Origin of the sequence: Streptomyces glaucescens, from assembly GCF_002154375.1 — a bacterium.
GTDB lineage: Bacteria > Actinomycetota > Actinomycetes > Streptomycetales > Streptomycetaceae > Streptomyces > Streptomyces glaucescens.
The window spans coordinates 14,501-29,249 of the sequence record NZ_MUND01000324.1 but is presented as its reverse complement, the minus strand read 5'-3'; the positions used below and the strand labels follow the sequence as shown (position 1 = coordinate 29,249).

Sequence of the window (14,749 nt, the reverse complement as noted above, 5' to 3'; positions counted from 1 at the left end):
GGCTGAGGCCCGCGACCGGGCAGCCCGCCGGCCGAACCCGCCCCTGCCGGGGCACGGTCGCCCGCGGTGCGCGCACCTGTCGGAGGCCCAGCGGCTCGAGCCAGGTCCTGGGGGCTGCGCGAGCCGGAGGCGTCGGACTCCACCGTCCCGTTCACCATCCTCCTCACGCGGGTGTCCGGGGCACTTCAATGGCCCCCTGACCTGTATGGCAAGGTATGCCGACGACTCACGCCCGGCCAGGCCTCGCGCTGGGGTCCGCCCCGGCTGCTCTCCGCGCACGGGCACCCTGCGGCGCCACGGGAGCCGGACTGTCGCAAGCCGTACGGGACAGCCCCGTACGGTTCATGCCCGACCCCTCAGGAGTACCCCCGTGAACGGAAAGCGCCGCCGCCTGCTTCTGGCCGCCGTCGATCCCCTGCTCGAGCCGGGCGAGCAGGTCGAGGTGACGACCATCGTGAACCTGAGTTCCGTCACGGTGCGCCGGACGGCGGCGTTCGCGGCAGCCTCAGCGATGCTGAGCGGCGGGGCAATGGCCGTGATCCCGACGCCGACCCCCATGTACTTGGCGATGACCGACCGCCGCATCTTCATCTTCCGGGCGGACCCTGTGTTCGCCCGGCCGAAGGAACACCTGATGACGATCCCGCGCGCCGGTCTCGTCCGCTCGGAGATCAAGGAGCGGATACTCAACTCCTCCTTCGTGGTCTCTTCGTCGGACAGCGAGCAGGGCCTGAGGATCGTCTTCCCGTTGCTCGGCCGCAAGGAGCGGAACGAGATAGCGGCTGCCCTGCCTCTGGCCGGCTGACTGCCCCGGACCGGGCAGGAGCCGAGTGCCTGCCGGAGCCATGTGCAGGGACGGTTCGCCCTCGCCCCGTCGCCTCCGCGCTGCGGGTGGCACGCCGAGTCCCCCTTCCCTCCCTCCGGACAGACGCTGCAAGGCCGAGTCGAGTCCGCCACTCGCAGTGGCCGAGCGCATGGTCAAGTGCCATCGAGGGCCTTTCGAATGGCGTCGGCCAGGTCGATGTGACGGCCTCCCGGAGAGCCCGAACCCGGTGGTGGAAAGGTGCGACGTCTGACGTGGGATTCGCCGGCAGAGGTACGGCAGCGATGGGTCACGTGGCAGCACCGTCCCCTTGGCACCGGCGTGCCTGCCCGATCGGGGTCGCCCCGGCCGCGGGCTGACGGCTCGACGCCGTCGCCCGCGCCTGCCTCACGGCTCTCGGTCGCCTCGACGGCCCGGCGGTGAGGGACCTCGCCGCCGTCGCCGACGATCTCGGCGACCTCATCCGGACCGGCGGCGCGCCTTCGCACGTGCCCCTGCTTCCGTGGCTTCGCTTCGCTCACCTCCTCGCCCACGCCGCGAGGACCTCGCCGGTGATCGAGCGCTGACACCGGCGGTGCCGGAACTGCGATGCGGGGGATCCCCCCGTGTTCTACGATCACCTGGCTTGCGTCGAACAGCCGCCGAATACCTGCCATGACCGCCCGGGGAGCCCGGAGTTCGAGGGGCAGGGTTCCGGGCGCGCGGGACATGGGAGGGGAACGCAGCACATGCGGAATCGTTTGACCCGGGGTACGGCGGCAGTCGTCGGCCTCGTGCTCGCCGGGACCGGCCTCGGTGCCGTGAGCGCCACGCCGGCGGCGGCCAGCTCGTACGACTGTCCGGCAGGGTACTTCTGCGGCTGGTCGGCCGAGGGCGCAGGCGGCTCGATGTGGAAGACGAGCAAGAGCGTCGCGGACCTGGGCAGCTGGGACGACAAGATCCGCTCGTACGTGAACCGTACGAAGGTGATCGCCTGCGTCTACGAGGACAAGGACTACTCGCCCTGGGGCGGCTACTTCCCCCAGGACCCGAACTCGCCGGGCGAACTCAGCTCGTCGCCGACCGCGACCACCAGCTCGATCAAGTTCGTCCGCACCGAGCGCGAGTGCAGCCAGAAGGCCTACCCGCGCTGGTACTCCGAGACCTCCCCGAAGGCGCAGGGCTTCGGGGACATGAACGGGGACCGCAGGGCGGACGTCCTGGCCCGTGACGACGTGGGACGGCTGTGGTTCACCCCGGGCAACGGCACGGGCCGGCTCATCGGCAGCGGCTTCAACGGCATGAACACCCTCACCCGGCACGGCGACTTCAGCCGCGACGGCCGTGAGGACCTGATCGCCCGCGAGGCGGCCACCGGCAAGCTGTGGCTGTACCCCGGCACCGGCACGGGCTCCCTGGGCAGCCGCCGGCTGCTCGGCTCGGGCGGCTGGAACGGCATGAGCAAGATCACCGCCTTCGGCGACCTGACCGGTGACGCCCGGTCCGACCTGCTCGCCGTCGAGAAGGCCACGGGCAAGCTGTGGCTCTACCCGGGCACCACCACCGGCAAGCTCGGCGCCCGCAAGCTGATCGGCTCCGGCGGCTGGAACAGCATGAACGCCCTGGTGGGCATCGGCGACGTGAACGGCAACGGCCGTGCCGACCTCTACGCCCGCGAGGCGGCCACCGGCAAGCTGTGGCTCTACCCGGGCACCACCACCGGCAAGCTCGGCGCCCGCAAGCTGATCGGCTCCGGCGGCTGGAACGCCATGGCGAACTTCATCGCGGTCGGCGACTTCTCCGGCGACGGGCGTCCCGACCTGGCCACGGTGACCAATGACAAGTACGTCATCGACGGCTACCCGGGACACCTGGGCTGGCTGGTCACCTACGAGGGCCGGGACACCGGCACGCTGGCGGCCGGCGAGCGGACCGACGGCGAGTGGTGGGGCCTCAACGGCCTCAGCTAGGCCCCACCCGGTCCACGGTCCCGGGCCGCCGGCCTCACCGGCCGGCGGCCCGCCATCCGGCAGGGGTCGTCAGATCGTCGCCGTGTCGATCACGAAGCGGTAGCGGACGTCGCTGGCGAGGACCCGCTCGTAGGCCTCGTTGATCTGGTCCGCGCGGATCAGCTCGATCTGGGCGCCGAGGCCGTGCTCGGCGCAGAAGTCGAGCATCTCCTGGGTCTCGGCGATGCCGCCGATCATGGAGCCGGCGAGCGTCTTGCCGCCGCCGATCAGCGAGAACAGGTTGAGGGAGATCGGCTCCTCGGGGGCACCCACGTTCGCGAGGGTGCCCTCGGTCTTCAGCAGCGACAGGTACGCGCCGAAGTCGAGCGGGGCGGAGACGGTGGAGACGATCAGGTCGAAGGTGCCGGCGAGTTCCTCGAAGGTCTTCGGGTCGCTGGTGGCGTAGTAGTGGTCGGCGCCCAGCTTCAGGCCGTCGTCCTTCTTGCGCAGCGACTGCGACAGGACCGTCACCTCGGCGCCGAGCGCGTGCGCGATCTTCACACCCATGTGGCCGAGGCCGCCGAGACCGACGATCGCGACCTTCTTGCCGGGGCCGGCGCCGAAGCGCTTGAGCGGGGAGTAGAGGGTGATGCCGGCGCACAGCAGCGGCGCGGCGACGTCGAGGGGCAGGCCGTCGGGGATGCGGACGACGTAGTTCTCGTCGACGACGATCGTCTGCGCGTAGCCGCCGTAGGTGGGCTCGCCGTCCTTGCCGATGCCGTTGTAGGTCGGGATGTTGCCCTTGACGCAGTACTGCTCCTGGCCGGCCTTGCAGTTCTCGCACTCCCGGCAGGAGTCGACCATGCAGCCGACGCCCACCCGGTCGCCGACGGCGAACCTGGTGACGCCGGATCCGACCGCGGCGACGACACCGGCGATCTCGTGGCCGGGGACCATCGGGAAGATGGCCTCGCCCCAGCCTTCGCGGGCCTGGTGGATGTCGGAGTGGCAGATGCCGGCGAACTTGATGTCGATCAGGACGTCGAACTCGCCGGGTTCCCGCCGCTCTATGGTGGTGCGCTCCAGCGGCGCCTTGGCGGAGGGGGCGGCGTATGCGGCGACAGTGGTCATGCCGAGGGGTCTCCTAGCGGGGGTCTCGTGCCCGGCTGCCTTCTGTCCGTCTTCCGTCCGGGCACGTGACCCAGCTTCCCGGAGATCACGGCGGTCACCCAGACCACGCTTTTGCGTACGTTCGCCGTGCGTACCACTGGCGGGGTCAGGCTCGTCGTCGTACGACCGTGAATACTGGACGTATGGACGAACAGCTCGACGCCGTGCCCGAGCCCGCCGAGGACCGGGGGGCCGGTCTGGACCGGCGGGCGGAGCTGAGCGAGTTTCTGCGCACCCGGCGGGCCCGGCTGAAGCCGGAGGACGTGGGCCTGCCCGACTTCGGGCGGCGCCGCAGGGTACCCGGGCTGCGGCGCGAGGAGCTGGCTCAGCTCGCCGGGGTCTCGGTGGCGTACTACACCCGGCTGGAGCAGGGCAACGGGAACAACGTCTCGGCGGAGGTGCTGGACTCGATCGCCCGGGCGCTGCGGCTGAGTGACGCGGAGCACGCCCATCTGACGCATCTGGCGAAGCCGAAGCAGCACAGGAAGCGGGTGGCGGGGCGCACCCAGCAGGTGCGCGGGGCGCTGCGGCAGCTGCTGGACACGATGGACGGTGTGCCGGCGTACGTGGTGGGCCGGCGTTCGGACGTCCTGGCGTGGAACCGGATGGCGGCGGCGCTGTTCGGTGACTGGTCGGAGCTGCCGGAGCGGGAGCGGAACTGGGCGCGGCTGGTGTTCCTGCGGCCGGACTACCGGGATCTGTTCACGCACTGGGAGCAGAAGGCGTCGGACGTGGTCGGCTATCTGCGGCTGGACGCGGGCTGTCATCCGGACGATCCGCGGCTGTCGGCGCTGGTCGGCGAGTTGTCCGTGAAGAGCGAGGACTTCCGGCGGCTGTGGGCGCGGCACGACGTCAAGGAGAAGGCGTACGGCGTGAAGCTGCTGCGGCATCCGCTGGTCGGCGAGCTGACGCTGTCCTTCGAGACGTTCCGGCTGGTCGACGACGGTGAGCAGTCCCTGGTGACGTATCACGCCGAGCCGGGCTCCCCGTCGGCGGACGCGTTGCGCCTGCTGGCGAGCTGGGGGGCGGACGCGAAGACCTCGGCGCCGTCGGTGTGACGACGGCGCCGAGGCCTGAGGCGGATCAGTTGCCGGCTACTTGCCGTAGTAGGCGTTGTAGATCGAGATCGTGGACTTGTTGCCCTTCTTGTCCGTGATCTTGGCGTGGAAGGAGATGGCCTTCCCCTTCGCCGGGTTCTTCACGGTGATCTTGCCGTTGGTGACCGTGAGCTTCTTCCAGGTCTGGCCGTAGTCGTACGAGGCGTAGACATGCAGCGCCTTGAGGTTGCTGCCCTTGGCGGCGCCCTCGACGGTGACCGGGAAGGTCGCGGTCTTTCCGGCGGTGACCTTGCCGTCCAGGCCGGTGACGGCGTTGAAGCGGGCCGTGGAGGCCGGGAGCTTGGCCGAGCCGGCCGGCTTCTTGGAGCGGAAGGTCCAGCTGGCGTCGATCCGGGTGGAGGAGGCGGTGACCTTGCTGCTCCGCTTGACCGAGGTGGTCAGCTTGTACGCGGCGTCGCCGGACGGGACCTTGAACACCTTCTCGCCGAACAGCGGGTCGTCGTTGGTGCCGACCTTGGTGCCGTTGCGGTAGAGGGTGGTGGCCACCGAGGTGAACAGCGACGAGCCGGGGTTCTTCGACGAGTCGGCGAACAGCGGCAGGTAGCCGTAGATCTCGTTGCCGTCCCGCCAGAGGCCGAACTCGCTGTTCATGGTCGGGCCGAAGACGGGCTTCTGGACCGTCCTGGAGTAGCTCTGGCCGGCCTTGAGGGCGAGACCGGAGCCGAACGAGTAGTACGTCTCGGAGAGCGGCCAGCCGTCCGCGTCCACCCCGCCGTACTGCTCGAACTCCAGGTCCCACCGGATGCCGCCCTGCGTGGACAGGTTCAGCGTGCGGGTGCCGGGGAGGTTCTGCGGGATGGCGATGGAGGAGGCGCCGTAGCTGCCGGGCAGCCAGCCGATGGCGGAGATCGCGCCCTTCTTGCCGGCGGTCTGGGCGCCCATGGCGACCTTCACGCGGGCCAGGTCACCGGGCTTGTAGTGCTTGGTGTAGCCGGTGGCGAGCTGCTTCACCTTGGCGCCGATGCTGGTGTCGTACTGCTCGTTGGCGCCCTTGGTCCAGTGGCCCTCCCACTGCTGGGACAGCGAACCGTCGGTGACCTGCGGGCCGAGGTGGGCGGTGCGGAAGTTGGCGAACGACTCCAGGCCCCAGCCGTAGACGTAGACGCTGTCGTTGGTCTCGACGGTGAAGTCGGTCGACAGGTAGGCGGCCTTGGCTGCGGCGTTCGGCACGGTGATGTCCACCGGCTTGGCCTTGCGCGCGTCCAGCGTGATCGTGGTGTTCTTGGTGACGCTCAGCTTGGGCTGGGCGAGCCAGTCGGCGCCCTCGTACTTCTCGGGGTCCGTGCCCACGAAGATGCCCGCGTTGAGGATGTAGGTGCCCTTGGGCACGCGGGTGGTGACGGTGCCGTCCGGGTCGTACGGCGTGTACCACTTGTTCTTGCCCAGGCCGGTGAGTCCGTCCAGGCCGGCGTTGTAGTTCTTCGTCGGCTGTCCGGCGCGGTCCAGCACCTTCAGGGTGACGTCGTACGACTCCACCTCGCGCTGTACGGCCGCCGCGGTACGCACGGTCTGGCCGCCGCCCGTCGCCGTCACGTACGCGGAGTAGGCGCCGTCGAGGGTGCCGCCCAGCTTGGTGTTGACGGTGAGATCGACGGAGGCGGTGCCGCCGGCCGGGACCGTGACCTTGGTGGCGCCCAGCTTGAAGAAGCCCGCCGGGGCGGCCTGGCCCTTGGGGTTGGTGGCCTTGGCGGACAGGGTCAGGGTGACGTCCTGCTTGCCGAGGTTGCGGTAGGTGAGCTGCTTGGTGACGGGCTTGTCATCGGTGTGCGGCCACTGCTGCACACCGAAGCTCACGGACACCGGCTCGGCGACCACGGTCTGCTTGATCGCCTTGTCGACCTGGATGCGGCCCGAGCCCTGCTCGAACGGCGTGTACGCGCCGCCCTTGGTGGAAGCGGTCAGCGCGGCCTTGATCCGGGCGCCGGTCCAGTCCGGGTGCTGCTGCTTGAGGATGGCGGCGGCGCCCGCGACGTGCGGGGTGGCCATCGACGTACCGGAGATGGTCAGGTAGCCGGCCGGCTTCTCGCCGACCTCCTGCGCGATGACGCTGCCCTTGGCCGAGGCGGCGGTGATGTCCACGCCGGGCGCGGTCACGTCCGGCTTGATCGCGCCGTCGCCGAGGCGCGGGCCGGTGCTGGAGAAGCCCGCCAGCTCGTCCTTGTCGTCGACGGCGCCGACGGTGAGCGCGGCGTCCGCGGTGCCGGGCGAACCGACCGATTCGGGGCCGGAGTTGCCCGCGGCGATCGCGAACAGCACGCCCTTGTCGGCGGACAGCTTGTTGACCGCCGCCTCCAGCGGGTCGATCTCCGGGCTGTCCGGGCCGCCGAGGCTCATGTTGATGACGTCGGCGCCCTGCTCGGCGGCCCACTCCATGCCGGCGAGGATGCCGGAGTCGTCGCCGTAGCCGGAGTCGTCGAGGACCTTGCCGTTGAGGATGTCGGCGCCGGGCGCGACACCCTTGTACTTGCCGCCGGACTTCGCGCCGGTGCCGGCCGCGATCGAGGCGACGTGGGTGCCGTGGCCGAACTTGTCGCCGGCGTCGGCGGCCTTGGTGAAGTTCTTGGACGCGACCACCTGGTCCTTGAGGTCGGCGTGGGTGGCGTCCACACCGGTGTCCAGGACGGCGATCTTCACGCCCTTGCCGTCGTAGCCGGCCGCCCACGCCTTGGGGGCGCCGATCTGCGCGACGGACTTGTCGAGGTTGACGCGGCGCACACCGTCGAGCCAGACGTGGGCGATGCCGGAGGCGGTGCGGTCGCCGTCGGTGACGGCGTCCCACAGCTCCTGCGTGTCCGCGTACGGGGTCTGCACGGCGTCCGCGTTCAGGGCCTTCAGGCTGTGGCGGAGGGTGCCCGCGTCCCGGACGTCGCCCTTCGTGGCGCCCGCGGCGCCCCGGTAGCCGACGATGACCTTCAGGCCCTGCTTCTGGGCCTTGCGGGTGGCGGACCTGTTCAGCTCGGTGACGTCGAACAGCCGCTGGTCGAGCTTGCCGGTGGCGACCAGGCGGGCCGCGTCGGCGGGTATGACGAGCGTGTGCCCGCCGGCCTTGCGGATCTGTACGGGTATGTGCTCGCGCCCCTTCGCCGGCTGCACGCCGACGACGCGTCCCTTGGCGTCCACCGTGACCCGGTCACCGGTGATCAGGGTGATGTGGTGCTGGGACGTCAGTTCGGCGCTGCTGTGAGCAGGTTGCCCGGCCTTCGCCGACGCCGGGGTGGTCAGTCCCGCGGCGAGGGCCACGGCGACCGCGGTGGCTACCGCGGCGGCGCCCGCTCTCTTCGCTTGTCTGCGCAAAACTCCCCCTGGAGTTGTGGTACCGGGCGAATTCCCCGTTCACCCGGCCGGGGGTGGTCCCGCACACGTGCTCGTGCACCCCCCGGAACTGGAAGTATGCCGGGGGGTGATCTGCCGCCTCAAGAGAGGTTTGTGTCACGAGTTCGCTATAGGAACGCGCCGACTCGGGCCCATCGTGGACGGTTCCTCAGGAATTGTTCTCCTTGACCCGGATGGTTCGCTTCCGGCTCGTCACCGGCCGGGGCCTCCCGCGAACGCGGAGCAGCACGGCCGGACATACGCGAATGCCGCCTCCCCCGGGGGGAGGCGGCATCCTCGGCCGAGGTGAGCCCGCGTCAGATCGCGGAGCCCGCCTTCCACTGCGCCCAGTCCATGTTCCAGCCGTTGAGGCCGTTGTCCGGGGCGATGGTCTTGTCGCCGGTGTTCTTCACGACGACGACGTCACCGACGATCGAGTTGTCGAAGAACCAGGCGCCCGGCGTGTTCGGGTCGTCGGCGCCCTTGGTGTCGGACAGGCCCACGCAGCCGTGGCTGGTGTTCACGCTGCCGAAGATGGACTTCGCGCCCCAGTAGTTGCCGTGGATGAAGGTGCCGGACGTGGACAGGCGCATGGCGTGCGGCACGTCCTTGATGTCGTACTCGCCCTTGCCGTCGTCGTCGGTGAAGCCGACGGTCGCGCCGTTCATCCGGGTCTCCTTGAACTTCTCGGAGATCACCATCTGGCCCTCGTACGTCTTGTTGTCGGGCGAGCCGGCGGAGATCGGGATGGTCTTGATGACCTTCCCGTCCTGCATGACCTTCATCTGCTTCGTCTCGGCGTCGACGACGGAGACCTGGTTGCGGCCGATGGTGAAGGAGACCGTCTTCTGCTGGACGCCGTAGACGCCCTCGGCACCCTCGACGCCGTCGAGCGCCAGCTTCAGGGTGACCTTGGAGCCCTCCTGCCAGTACTCCTGCGGACGGCAGTCCATCCGGTTGGCGTTGAACCAGTGGCAGGCGACCTCCTGGCCGCTGCTGGAGGAGACGGTGACGCCCTTCTGGACGTCCGCCTTGTTGGTGATCGCCTTGTCGAAGTTGATCGACACGGGCATGCCCACGCCGACCGTGGAGCCGTCCTCCGGAGTGAAGGAGCCTATGAAGCTGTTGTCCGGGGAGACCGTGGTGAAGGACGCGTTCTCATGGGCCTCACGGCCGTCCGCGTCCGTCGCGGTCACCGCGATCTTGTAGGTGGTGGCGCGCTCCAGCTGGGCGCTCGGCTTCCAGCTGGTCTTGTCCGCCGATATCTCACCGGCGACGGCGGTGCCGTCCGCGGTGGTCATCTTCACCTCGGCGAGCGTGCCCTTGCTCACCGTGACGGTGGCCGAGTTGTTGATGGAGGCGTTGTTCGAGCCGTCCGCGGGCGTGATCTTGATCTGGGCCTCGGAGGTCTTCTGCGCCGCCGCCTCGTCGACCTTGGCCTGCGAGGTGTCGTTGCCCTCGCTCCCGGAGGCCTCATCGCCGCCGGAGCAGGCCGAGAGCACCAGCACACCGCCGAGCAGTGCGGACGCGACCGACAGGCCCTTGCGCCGCTTACTGTTCGTCATCACACGCTTCTCCATCGTTGCCGATTCCCCAAAAACCCCGAGAGTCCCCGTTAAGAGGTTTCAACGCTACGACCGGTTCGTCCCGTTCCACATTTCCCTCATGTGTGGGGCACACCACGTCCGCCGCCGGGCGGAACGGTGCGGGTGTCGGTCAGTGCGCCCCTTGAGACGAAGAAACCCCAGGGCGCGGTTGCCGCCCCGGGGCACTATTTTCCCCGTCGCGCTCAGCCGCCCGACACCCGGCCGCCGTCCTCACCGTCGCCCTCGTCGTCGTCCGCGTCGACATCATCCTCGTCGAGGTCCCAGTCCGGCGAATCCGGGTCGTACTCCACCTGCTCGCTGCTCCAGGAGGCCTGTTGCAGGTCGACTCCCGGCACCTCGCCGACCAGGTCGAACGGGTCGACGAGATAAGCCAGGGCCTCCGCGGCGTCCTCCCGCACAGCGCTCTCGGCGGGTACCCGCTCCGCGGCCGGCATATCCGACTCGGCGGCAAGTCGGCGCAGCGCGGCCTTGGTGACCGCCTCCTCGTCCGTGACTTCGAGGACGAGTTCCACTCGAAGCCGTACAAAACGTGATGTCTCTGCAGTGCTCATGGCGCGAGCGTACGGCCCGGGGCGCCCGTGACTTTCCCGTGACCCGCGCCTTTCACTAACATCGCCCCACACGGCCAATTCGCCAGCGCCACAAGGGGATCGATATTCCGTGTCATCCGCTCGCCGTCCGTTGCTGACCGCCGCCGCCGCGGGCGCCCTGCTGGGCGCCCTGTGGTTCGTCCCCTCCGCCAACGCGACGGCGGACGCCCCGGCCAGACAGCAGCCCTCGGCCCCGCAGGTCACGCAGACGACGCAGGCCAGGGCGGCCTCCGCGGCCACCACCGCCACGACCGCGTCGCTGAGCACAACCGGGAGCGAGACCCGGCTCGCCGACACCGGCAGCTTCGACAGCACCCCGTACGTCGCCGGCGGCACACTCTGCCTGACCCTGGGCGCCGGATTCGTGGTGTATTCGGTGCGCAGGGAGCGACTTGGGCTGTAAGTGCCCTTTGCTGATCTGGCTTGACGTGTTCTTGACGCGGCCTTCATAGTCCGCTCATGAAGAGATCATCGGGCGCGCGGCTGAGCGCCACGGCTGCTGTGAGCGTGCTGTCGCTCGCCCTCATCACGGGCTGTTCGGAGAGCGGGTCGAACGGGGACAAGGGTTCCGGCTCGCAGGACGACGCCCCCGCCGCCGAGGCGCTGAGCGCCGCGGAGCTGCAGAAGCTCATCGTCGCCAAGGGCGACGTGGACGGGTTCACGTTCAGCGCCGTCGACAAGACGGAGTTCCCGGCCGACAAGAAGGCCATCACGGGCGACGAGAAGTGCAAGCCGCTCATGTACGTGATGACCGGTCTGGCGCCGGGCGACGCCGCGGCCGAGACGAACACCATGGCGACGGAGGAGAAGTCGCCGACCGACACCGCCTCCAAGTCCCTGGAGGATCTGACGGAGGGTGAGTTCGAGGACGCCTTCGGCGACTCGATGAACATCAACGTCACCGTGGTCGGCCTCTCCTCGTACGACGGCGACGGCGCCGAGAAGACGTTCAAGTCGGTCACCGACGCCGTCGCGGCCTGCGCGGGCGGCTTCACCGCCGGATCGGGCGGCGAGGAGCAGAAGATCACCAAGGTGACCGGGAAGAAGGCCTCGGGCACGGGTGACGAGTCGGTCGCGTTCACCCTGACCGGCGACATGGAGGGCCAGGAGGGCAAGCTCCAGGGCGAGGTCGTGCGGCACGGCAACAACGTCGCCACCTACTACACGATGAACATCGGCGCGCTGATGTCCGGCAAGGACTACGACATTCCGGCGGCGCTCATCGACGCCCAGGCGGGCAAGCTCAAGTAACCCGCGGCCTACCGCGAAGGGCCCCGTCCGCACACCGGACGGGGCCCTTCGCCGTGCCGTGCTCCCCCTACCGCAGCGGTCCGGTGACCGACTCCACCGCGGCGACCAGCCGGCCCTCGCGCACGAACGCGTCCGCCGCCGCGAGGTCGGGGGCGAGGAAGCGGTCGGGGCCGGGACCCTCGACGCCGGCCGCGCGGACCGCGTCCAGGACTGCCCGGGTCGCCGGGGCGGGGGTCAGGCCCTCGCGCAGCTCGACGGCGCGGGTGGCCGCGTACAGCTCGATGGCGATGACGCGGGTGAGGTTGTCCACCGCCGTGCGCAGCTTGCGCGCCGCCGACCAGCCCATGGAGACGTGGTCCTCCTGCATCGCGGAGGACGGGATGGAGTCCGCCGACGCCGGTACGGCCAGCCGCTTCAGCTCACTGACCAGCGCGGCCTGGGTGTACTGAGCGATCATCAGCCCGCTGTCCACGCCCGCGTCGTCGGCGAGGAACGGCGGCAGCCCGTGGCTGCGGTTCTTGTCCAGCAGCCGGTCCGTGCGGCGCTCGGCGATGGAGGCCAGGTCGGCGGCGGCGATGGCCAGGAAGTCCAGGACGTAGGCGACCGGGGCGCCGTGGAAGTTGCCGTTGGACTCCACCCGGCCGTCGGGGAGGACCACGGGGTTGTCGACCGCCGAGGCCAGCTCGCGCTCGGCGACCAGGCGGGCGTGGGCCATGGTGTCCCGGCCGGCACCGGCGACCTGCGGGGCGCAGCGCACCGAGTAGGCGTCCTGGACGCGGGGCGCGTCGTCCTGGTGGTGACCGGTGAGGCCCGAACCCTGGAGGACGGCGAGCATGTTGGCTGCGGCGGCACCCTGGCCCGGGTGCGGGCGGATGGCGTGCAGCTCGGGGGCGAGGACCTTCTCGGTGCCGAGCAGGGCTTCGAGGCTGAGGGCGGCGGTGACGTCGGCGGACTTGTAGAGGGTGTCCAGGTCGGCCAGGGCCATGATCAGCATGCCGAGCATGCCGTCGGTGCCGTTGAGGAGGGCGAGGCCCTCCTTCTCGCGCAGCTCGACGGGGGCGATGCCGTGCTCGGCGAGCAGTTCGCCCGCGGGGCGGACGGCGCCGTCCGGACCCTCGGCGTCGCCCTCGCCCATCAGCGTGAGGGCGCAGTGCGAGAGCGGGGCCAGGTCGCCGGAGCAGCCCAGCGAGCCGTACTCGTGCACGACCGGGGTGATCCCGGCGTTGAGGACGTCCGCCATGGTCTGCGCGACCTCGGGCCGCACGCCGGTGTGCCCGGAGCAGACGGTCTTGAGCCGCAGGAACATCAGGGCCCGGACGACCTCCCGCTCCACGCGCGGGCCCATGCCGGCGGCGTGCGAGCGGACGATGTTGCGCTGGAGCTGGGTGCGCAGCTCCTGGCCGATGTGCCGGGTCGCCAGGGCGCCGAAGCCGGTGGAGACGCCGTAGACGGGGTCCGGCTTGGCCGCCAGCGCGTCCACGATCCCGCGGGCGGCGGTGAGGGCGGCCACCGCCTCGTCGGAGAGCTCGACGCGGGCGCCGCCGCGGGCCACGGCGAGAACGTCGGTCGCGGTGACGCCGGACGTCCCCACCACCACAGTGTGCATATCCATATTCAGGAGCGTACGCAGTGAATTCGAAAATGTCACCAGTGGGGGTGGGGTTCACCCCTTACTCACACCCCCTTGCTCACGCTCCGCGCCCCCGGAACCGCCGCCGCTCCGTGCTCCCGTCGCGGGACGGGGCATCGGCCAGGCGCACCACCGGATCGTCCGGTCCCTCCTGGCCCGCGACCACCGGCCGGGCCGCGCGCACGGCCTTCGCCCGGTACTGGGCGGCGTCCGCCAGCCGGAACAGCCGGCGAGCGGAACGGACCGGGCCGATCGGCTCCGCGGTGGAGGCGACCCCGCAGGCGACCCCCTCGCCCAGCTCCAGCTCCGCGGCCCGGCGGCACAGCTCGTCGGCCACCTTCACCACGTCCTCGGCGGGCGGGCCCACCGCGAGCAGACAGAACTCGTCCCCGCCGAGCCGGGCGGCGAGAGCGCCCGGGAGCATCGCCCCGCACAGCGACAGCACCGAGCCGAACCGCTCCAGCAGCCGGTCGCCGACGGCGTGCCCGAGGGTGTCGTTGACCCGCTTGAGCCCATTCAGGTCACAGACCACCAGACTGACGACCACCCCTTCCCTGCGGTGCCGCTCCACCGCCTCGTCCAGCCGCACGTCGACGGCGCGGCGGTTGGCGAGACCGGTGAGGGAGTCCGTGAAGGCGAGCCTGCGGGCCTCCTCCAGCCGCTCCGTCTGCGCGATGCCCGCCGCCACAACGGCGGCCAGCACCGTCGCGAAGTCCGCGTCGTCCCGGCCGAACACCGCGGCCCCGGCCGGCCGGGCCACATACAGCTCGCCCCAGGCCCGCCCGTGCAGCACGATCGGTGCGACGACACACGACCCCCGCCCGCGCCGGCGCAGGGCCGACACCCGCTCGTGCACGAACCCGGCACGGCCCTCCGTCGGCCCGTCGGCGGTCTCCACCCAGGCGTCCGGCTCCCCGCCGGCCGCCCACTGCTCGTGCAGGAACTCGGTGATCTCGGGGAACTGGTGCACCGGATAGGCCTCGCCCTCCGGGAACTCCGCCTCGTCCGGCGCACGGTCGCCGACGTTCACCAGCACCCGCAGCCGCCCCAGCTCCCGCTCCCACGCCGACAGCGCGGCGAAGCTCCCGTTCAGCGCCCGGCACGCCCCGGCCGCCGCCGCCCGCCACGACTCCCGCGGGGTACGCGCGGCGGCCATCCCCTGCGCCAGCGCGACCACGTCCGCGAGCCGGTTGTCCTCACCCATTGCTCCAGGCTAGGGATGTTTCAGGAGATGTGGGACGTCGAGACGGCGCTCGGGGGGGATCACGGTGACGCGCGCGGGCCCCGGACCGGCGTGAGGAGTCCCGCCCGGGCCGGCGC

11 protein-coding genes are annotated in these 14,749 nt (G+C 70.6%); 5 read left to right on the top strand and 6 right to left on the bottom strand.

Going from position 1 to position 14,749, the window contains the following annotated elements; genetic code table 11:
* The first annotated feature begins 370 nt into the window (after positions 1–370).
* A complete protein-coding gene (locus CCN42_RS21510) occupies positions 371–805 on the top strand; it encodes a hypothetical protein (RefSeq protein WP_086737948.1) in 435 nt (144 codons plus the stop codon).
* Positions 806–1,551: 746 nt separating this feature from the next.
* Positions 1,552–2,772: an FG-GAP-like repeat-containing protein gene (locus tag CCN42_RS21505; protein ID WP_086737946.1), complete on the top strand. Its 1,221-nt coding sequence runs from the start codon at positions 1,552–1,554 to the stop codon at positions 2,770–2,772.
* A gap of 69 nt (positions 2,773–2,841) precedes the next feature.
* Here CCN42_RS21505 and CCN42_RS21500 read toward each other — a convergent pair whose 3' ends face one another.
* Positions 2,842–3,882 carry an NAD(P)-dependent alcohol dehydrogenase gene (locus CCN42_RS21500; RefSeq protein ID WP_086737944.1) on the bottom strand — a complete coding sequence of 347 codons (1,041 nt, stop codon included), beginning with the start codon at positions 3,880–3,882 and terminating at the stop codon, positions 2,842–2,844.
* Positions 3,883–4,064: 182 nt separating this feature from the next.
* Between CCN42_RS21500 and CCN42_RS21495 the strand changes: the two genes are divergently transcribed.
* Entirely contained in the window at positions 4,065–4,979 is a 915-nt protein-coding gene (locus CCN42_RS21495) for a helix-turn-helix domain-containing protein (protein ID WP_086167328.1), read from the top strand.
* A 36-nt stretch (positions 4,980–5,015) separates the two neighbouring features.
* Here the strand turns inward: CCN42_RS21495 and CCN42_RS21490 are convergent, their stop codons facing one another.
* The 3 genes from CCN42_RS21490 to CCN42_RS21475 all read right to left on the bottom strand — a co-directional run bounded on the left by CCN42_RS21490 (position 5,016) and on the right by CCN42_RS21475 (position 10,509).
* The gene (locus CCN42_RS21490) at positions 5,016–8,333 is read right to left on the bottom strand and encodes a S8 family peptidase (RefSeq protein WP_086737942.1); all 3,318 of its coding nucleotides are present in this window, start codon (positions 8,331–8,333) and stop codon (positions 5,016–5,018) included.
* A 335-nt stretch (positions 8,334–8,668) separates the two neighbouring features.
* On the bottom strand, positions 8,669–9,916 hold the full coding sequence (locus tag CCN42_RS21480) for a L,D-transpeptidase (protein WP_086737953.1): 1,248 nt from the start codon (positions 9,914–9,916) through the stop codon (positions 8,669–8,671).
* Between the two features lie 224 nt (positions 9,917–10,140).
* The gene (locus CCN42_RS21475; protein WP_086737940.1) at positions 10,141–10,509 is read right to left on the bottom strand and encodes a hypothetical protein; all 369 of its coding nucleotides are present in this window, start codon (positions 10,507–10,509) and stop codon (positions 10,141–10,143) included.
* 109 nt (positions 10,510–10,618) lie between these two features.
* Between CCN42_RS21475 and CCN42_RS21470 the strand changes: the two genes are divergently transcribed.
* Together CCN42_RS21470 and CCN42_RS21465 are read left to right on the top strand one after the other, a co-directional pair.
* Entirely contained in the window at positions 10,619–10,951 is a 333-nt protein-coding gene (locus CCN42_RS21470) for a hypothetical protein (RefSeq protein WP_086737939.1), read from the top strand.
* Between the two features lie 56 nt (positions 10,952–11,007).
* On the top strand, positions 11,008–11,799 hold the full coding sequence (locus CCN42_RS21465; RefSeq protein WP_086737938.1) for a hypothetical protein: 792 nt from the start codon (positions 11,008–11,010) through the stop codon (positions 11,797–11,799).
* Positions 11,800–11,866: 67 nt separating this feature from the next.
* Here CCN42_RS21465 and hutH read toward each other — a convergent pair whose 3' ends face one another.
* On the bottom strand, positions 11,867–13,405 hold the full coding sequence (gene hutH, locus CCN42_RS21460) for a histidine ammonia-lyase (protein ID WP_086737936.1): 1,539 nt from the start codon (positions 13,403–13,405) through the stop codon (positions 11,867–11,869).
* Between the two features lie 82 nt (positions 13,406–13,487).
* Positions 13,488–14,633, bottom strand: coding sequence for a GGDEF domain-containing protein (locus CCN42_RS21455; RefSeq protein ID WP_086737935.1), 1,146 nt, complete (start codon positions 14,631–14,633; stop codon positions 13,488–13,490).
* Positions 14,634–14,749: the final 116 nt, after the last annotated feature.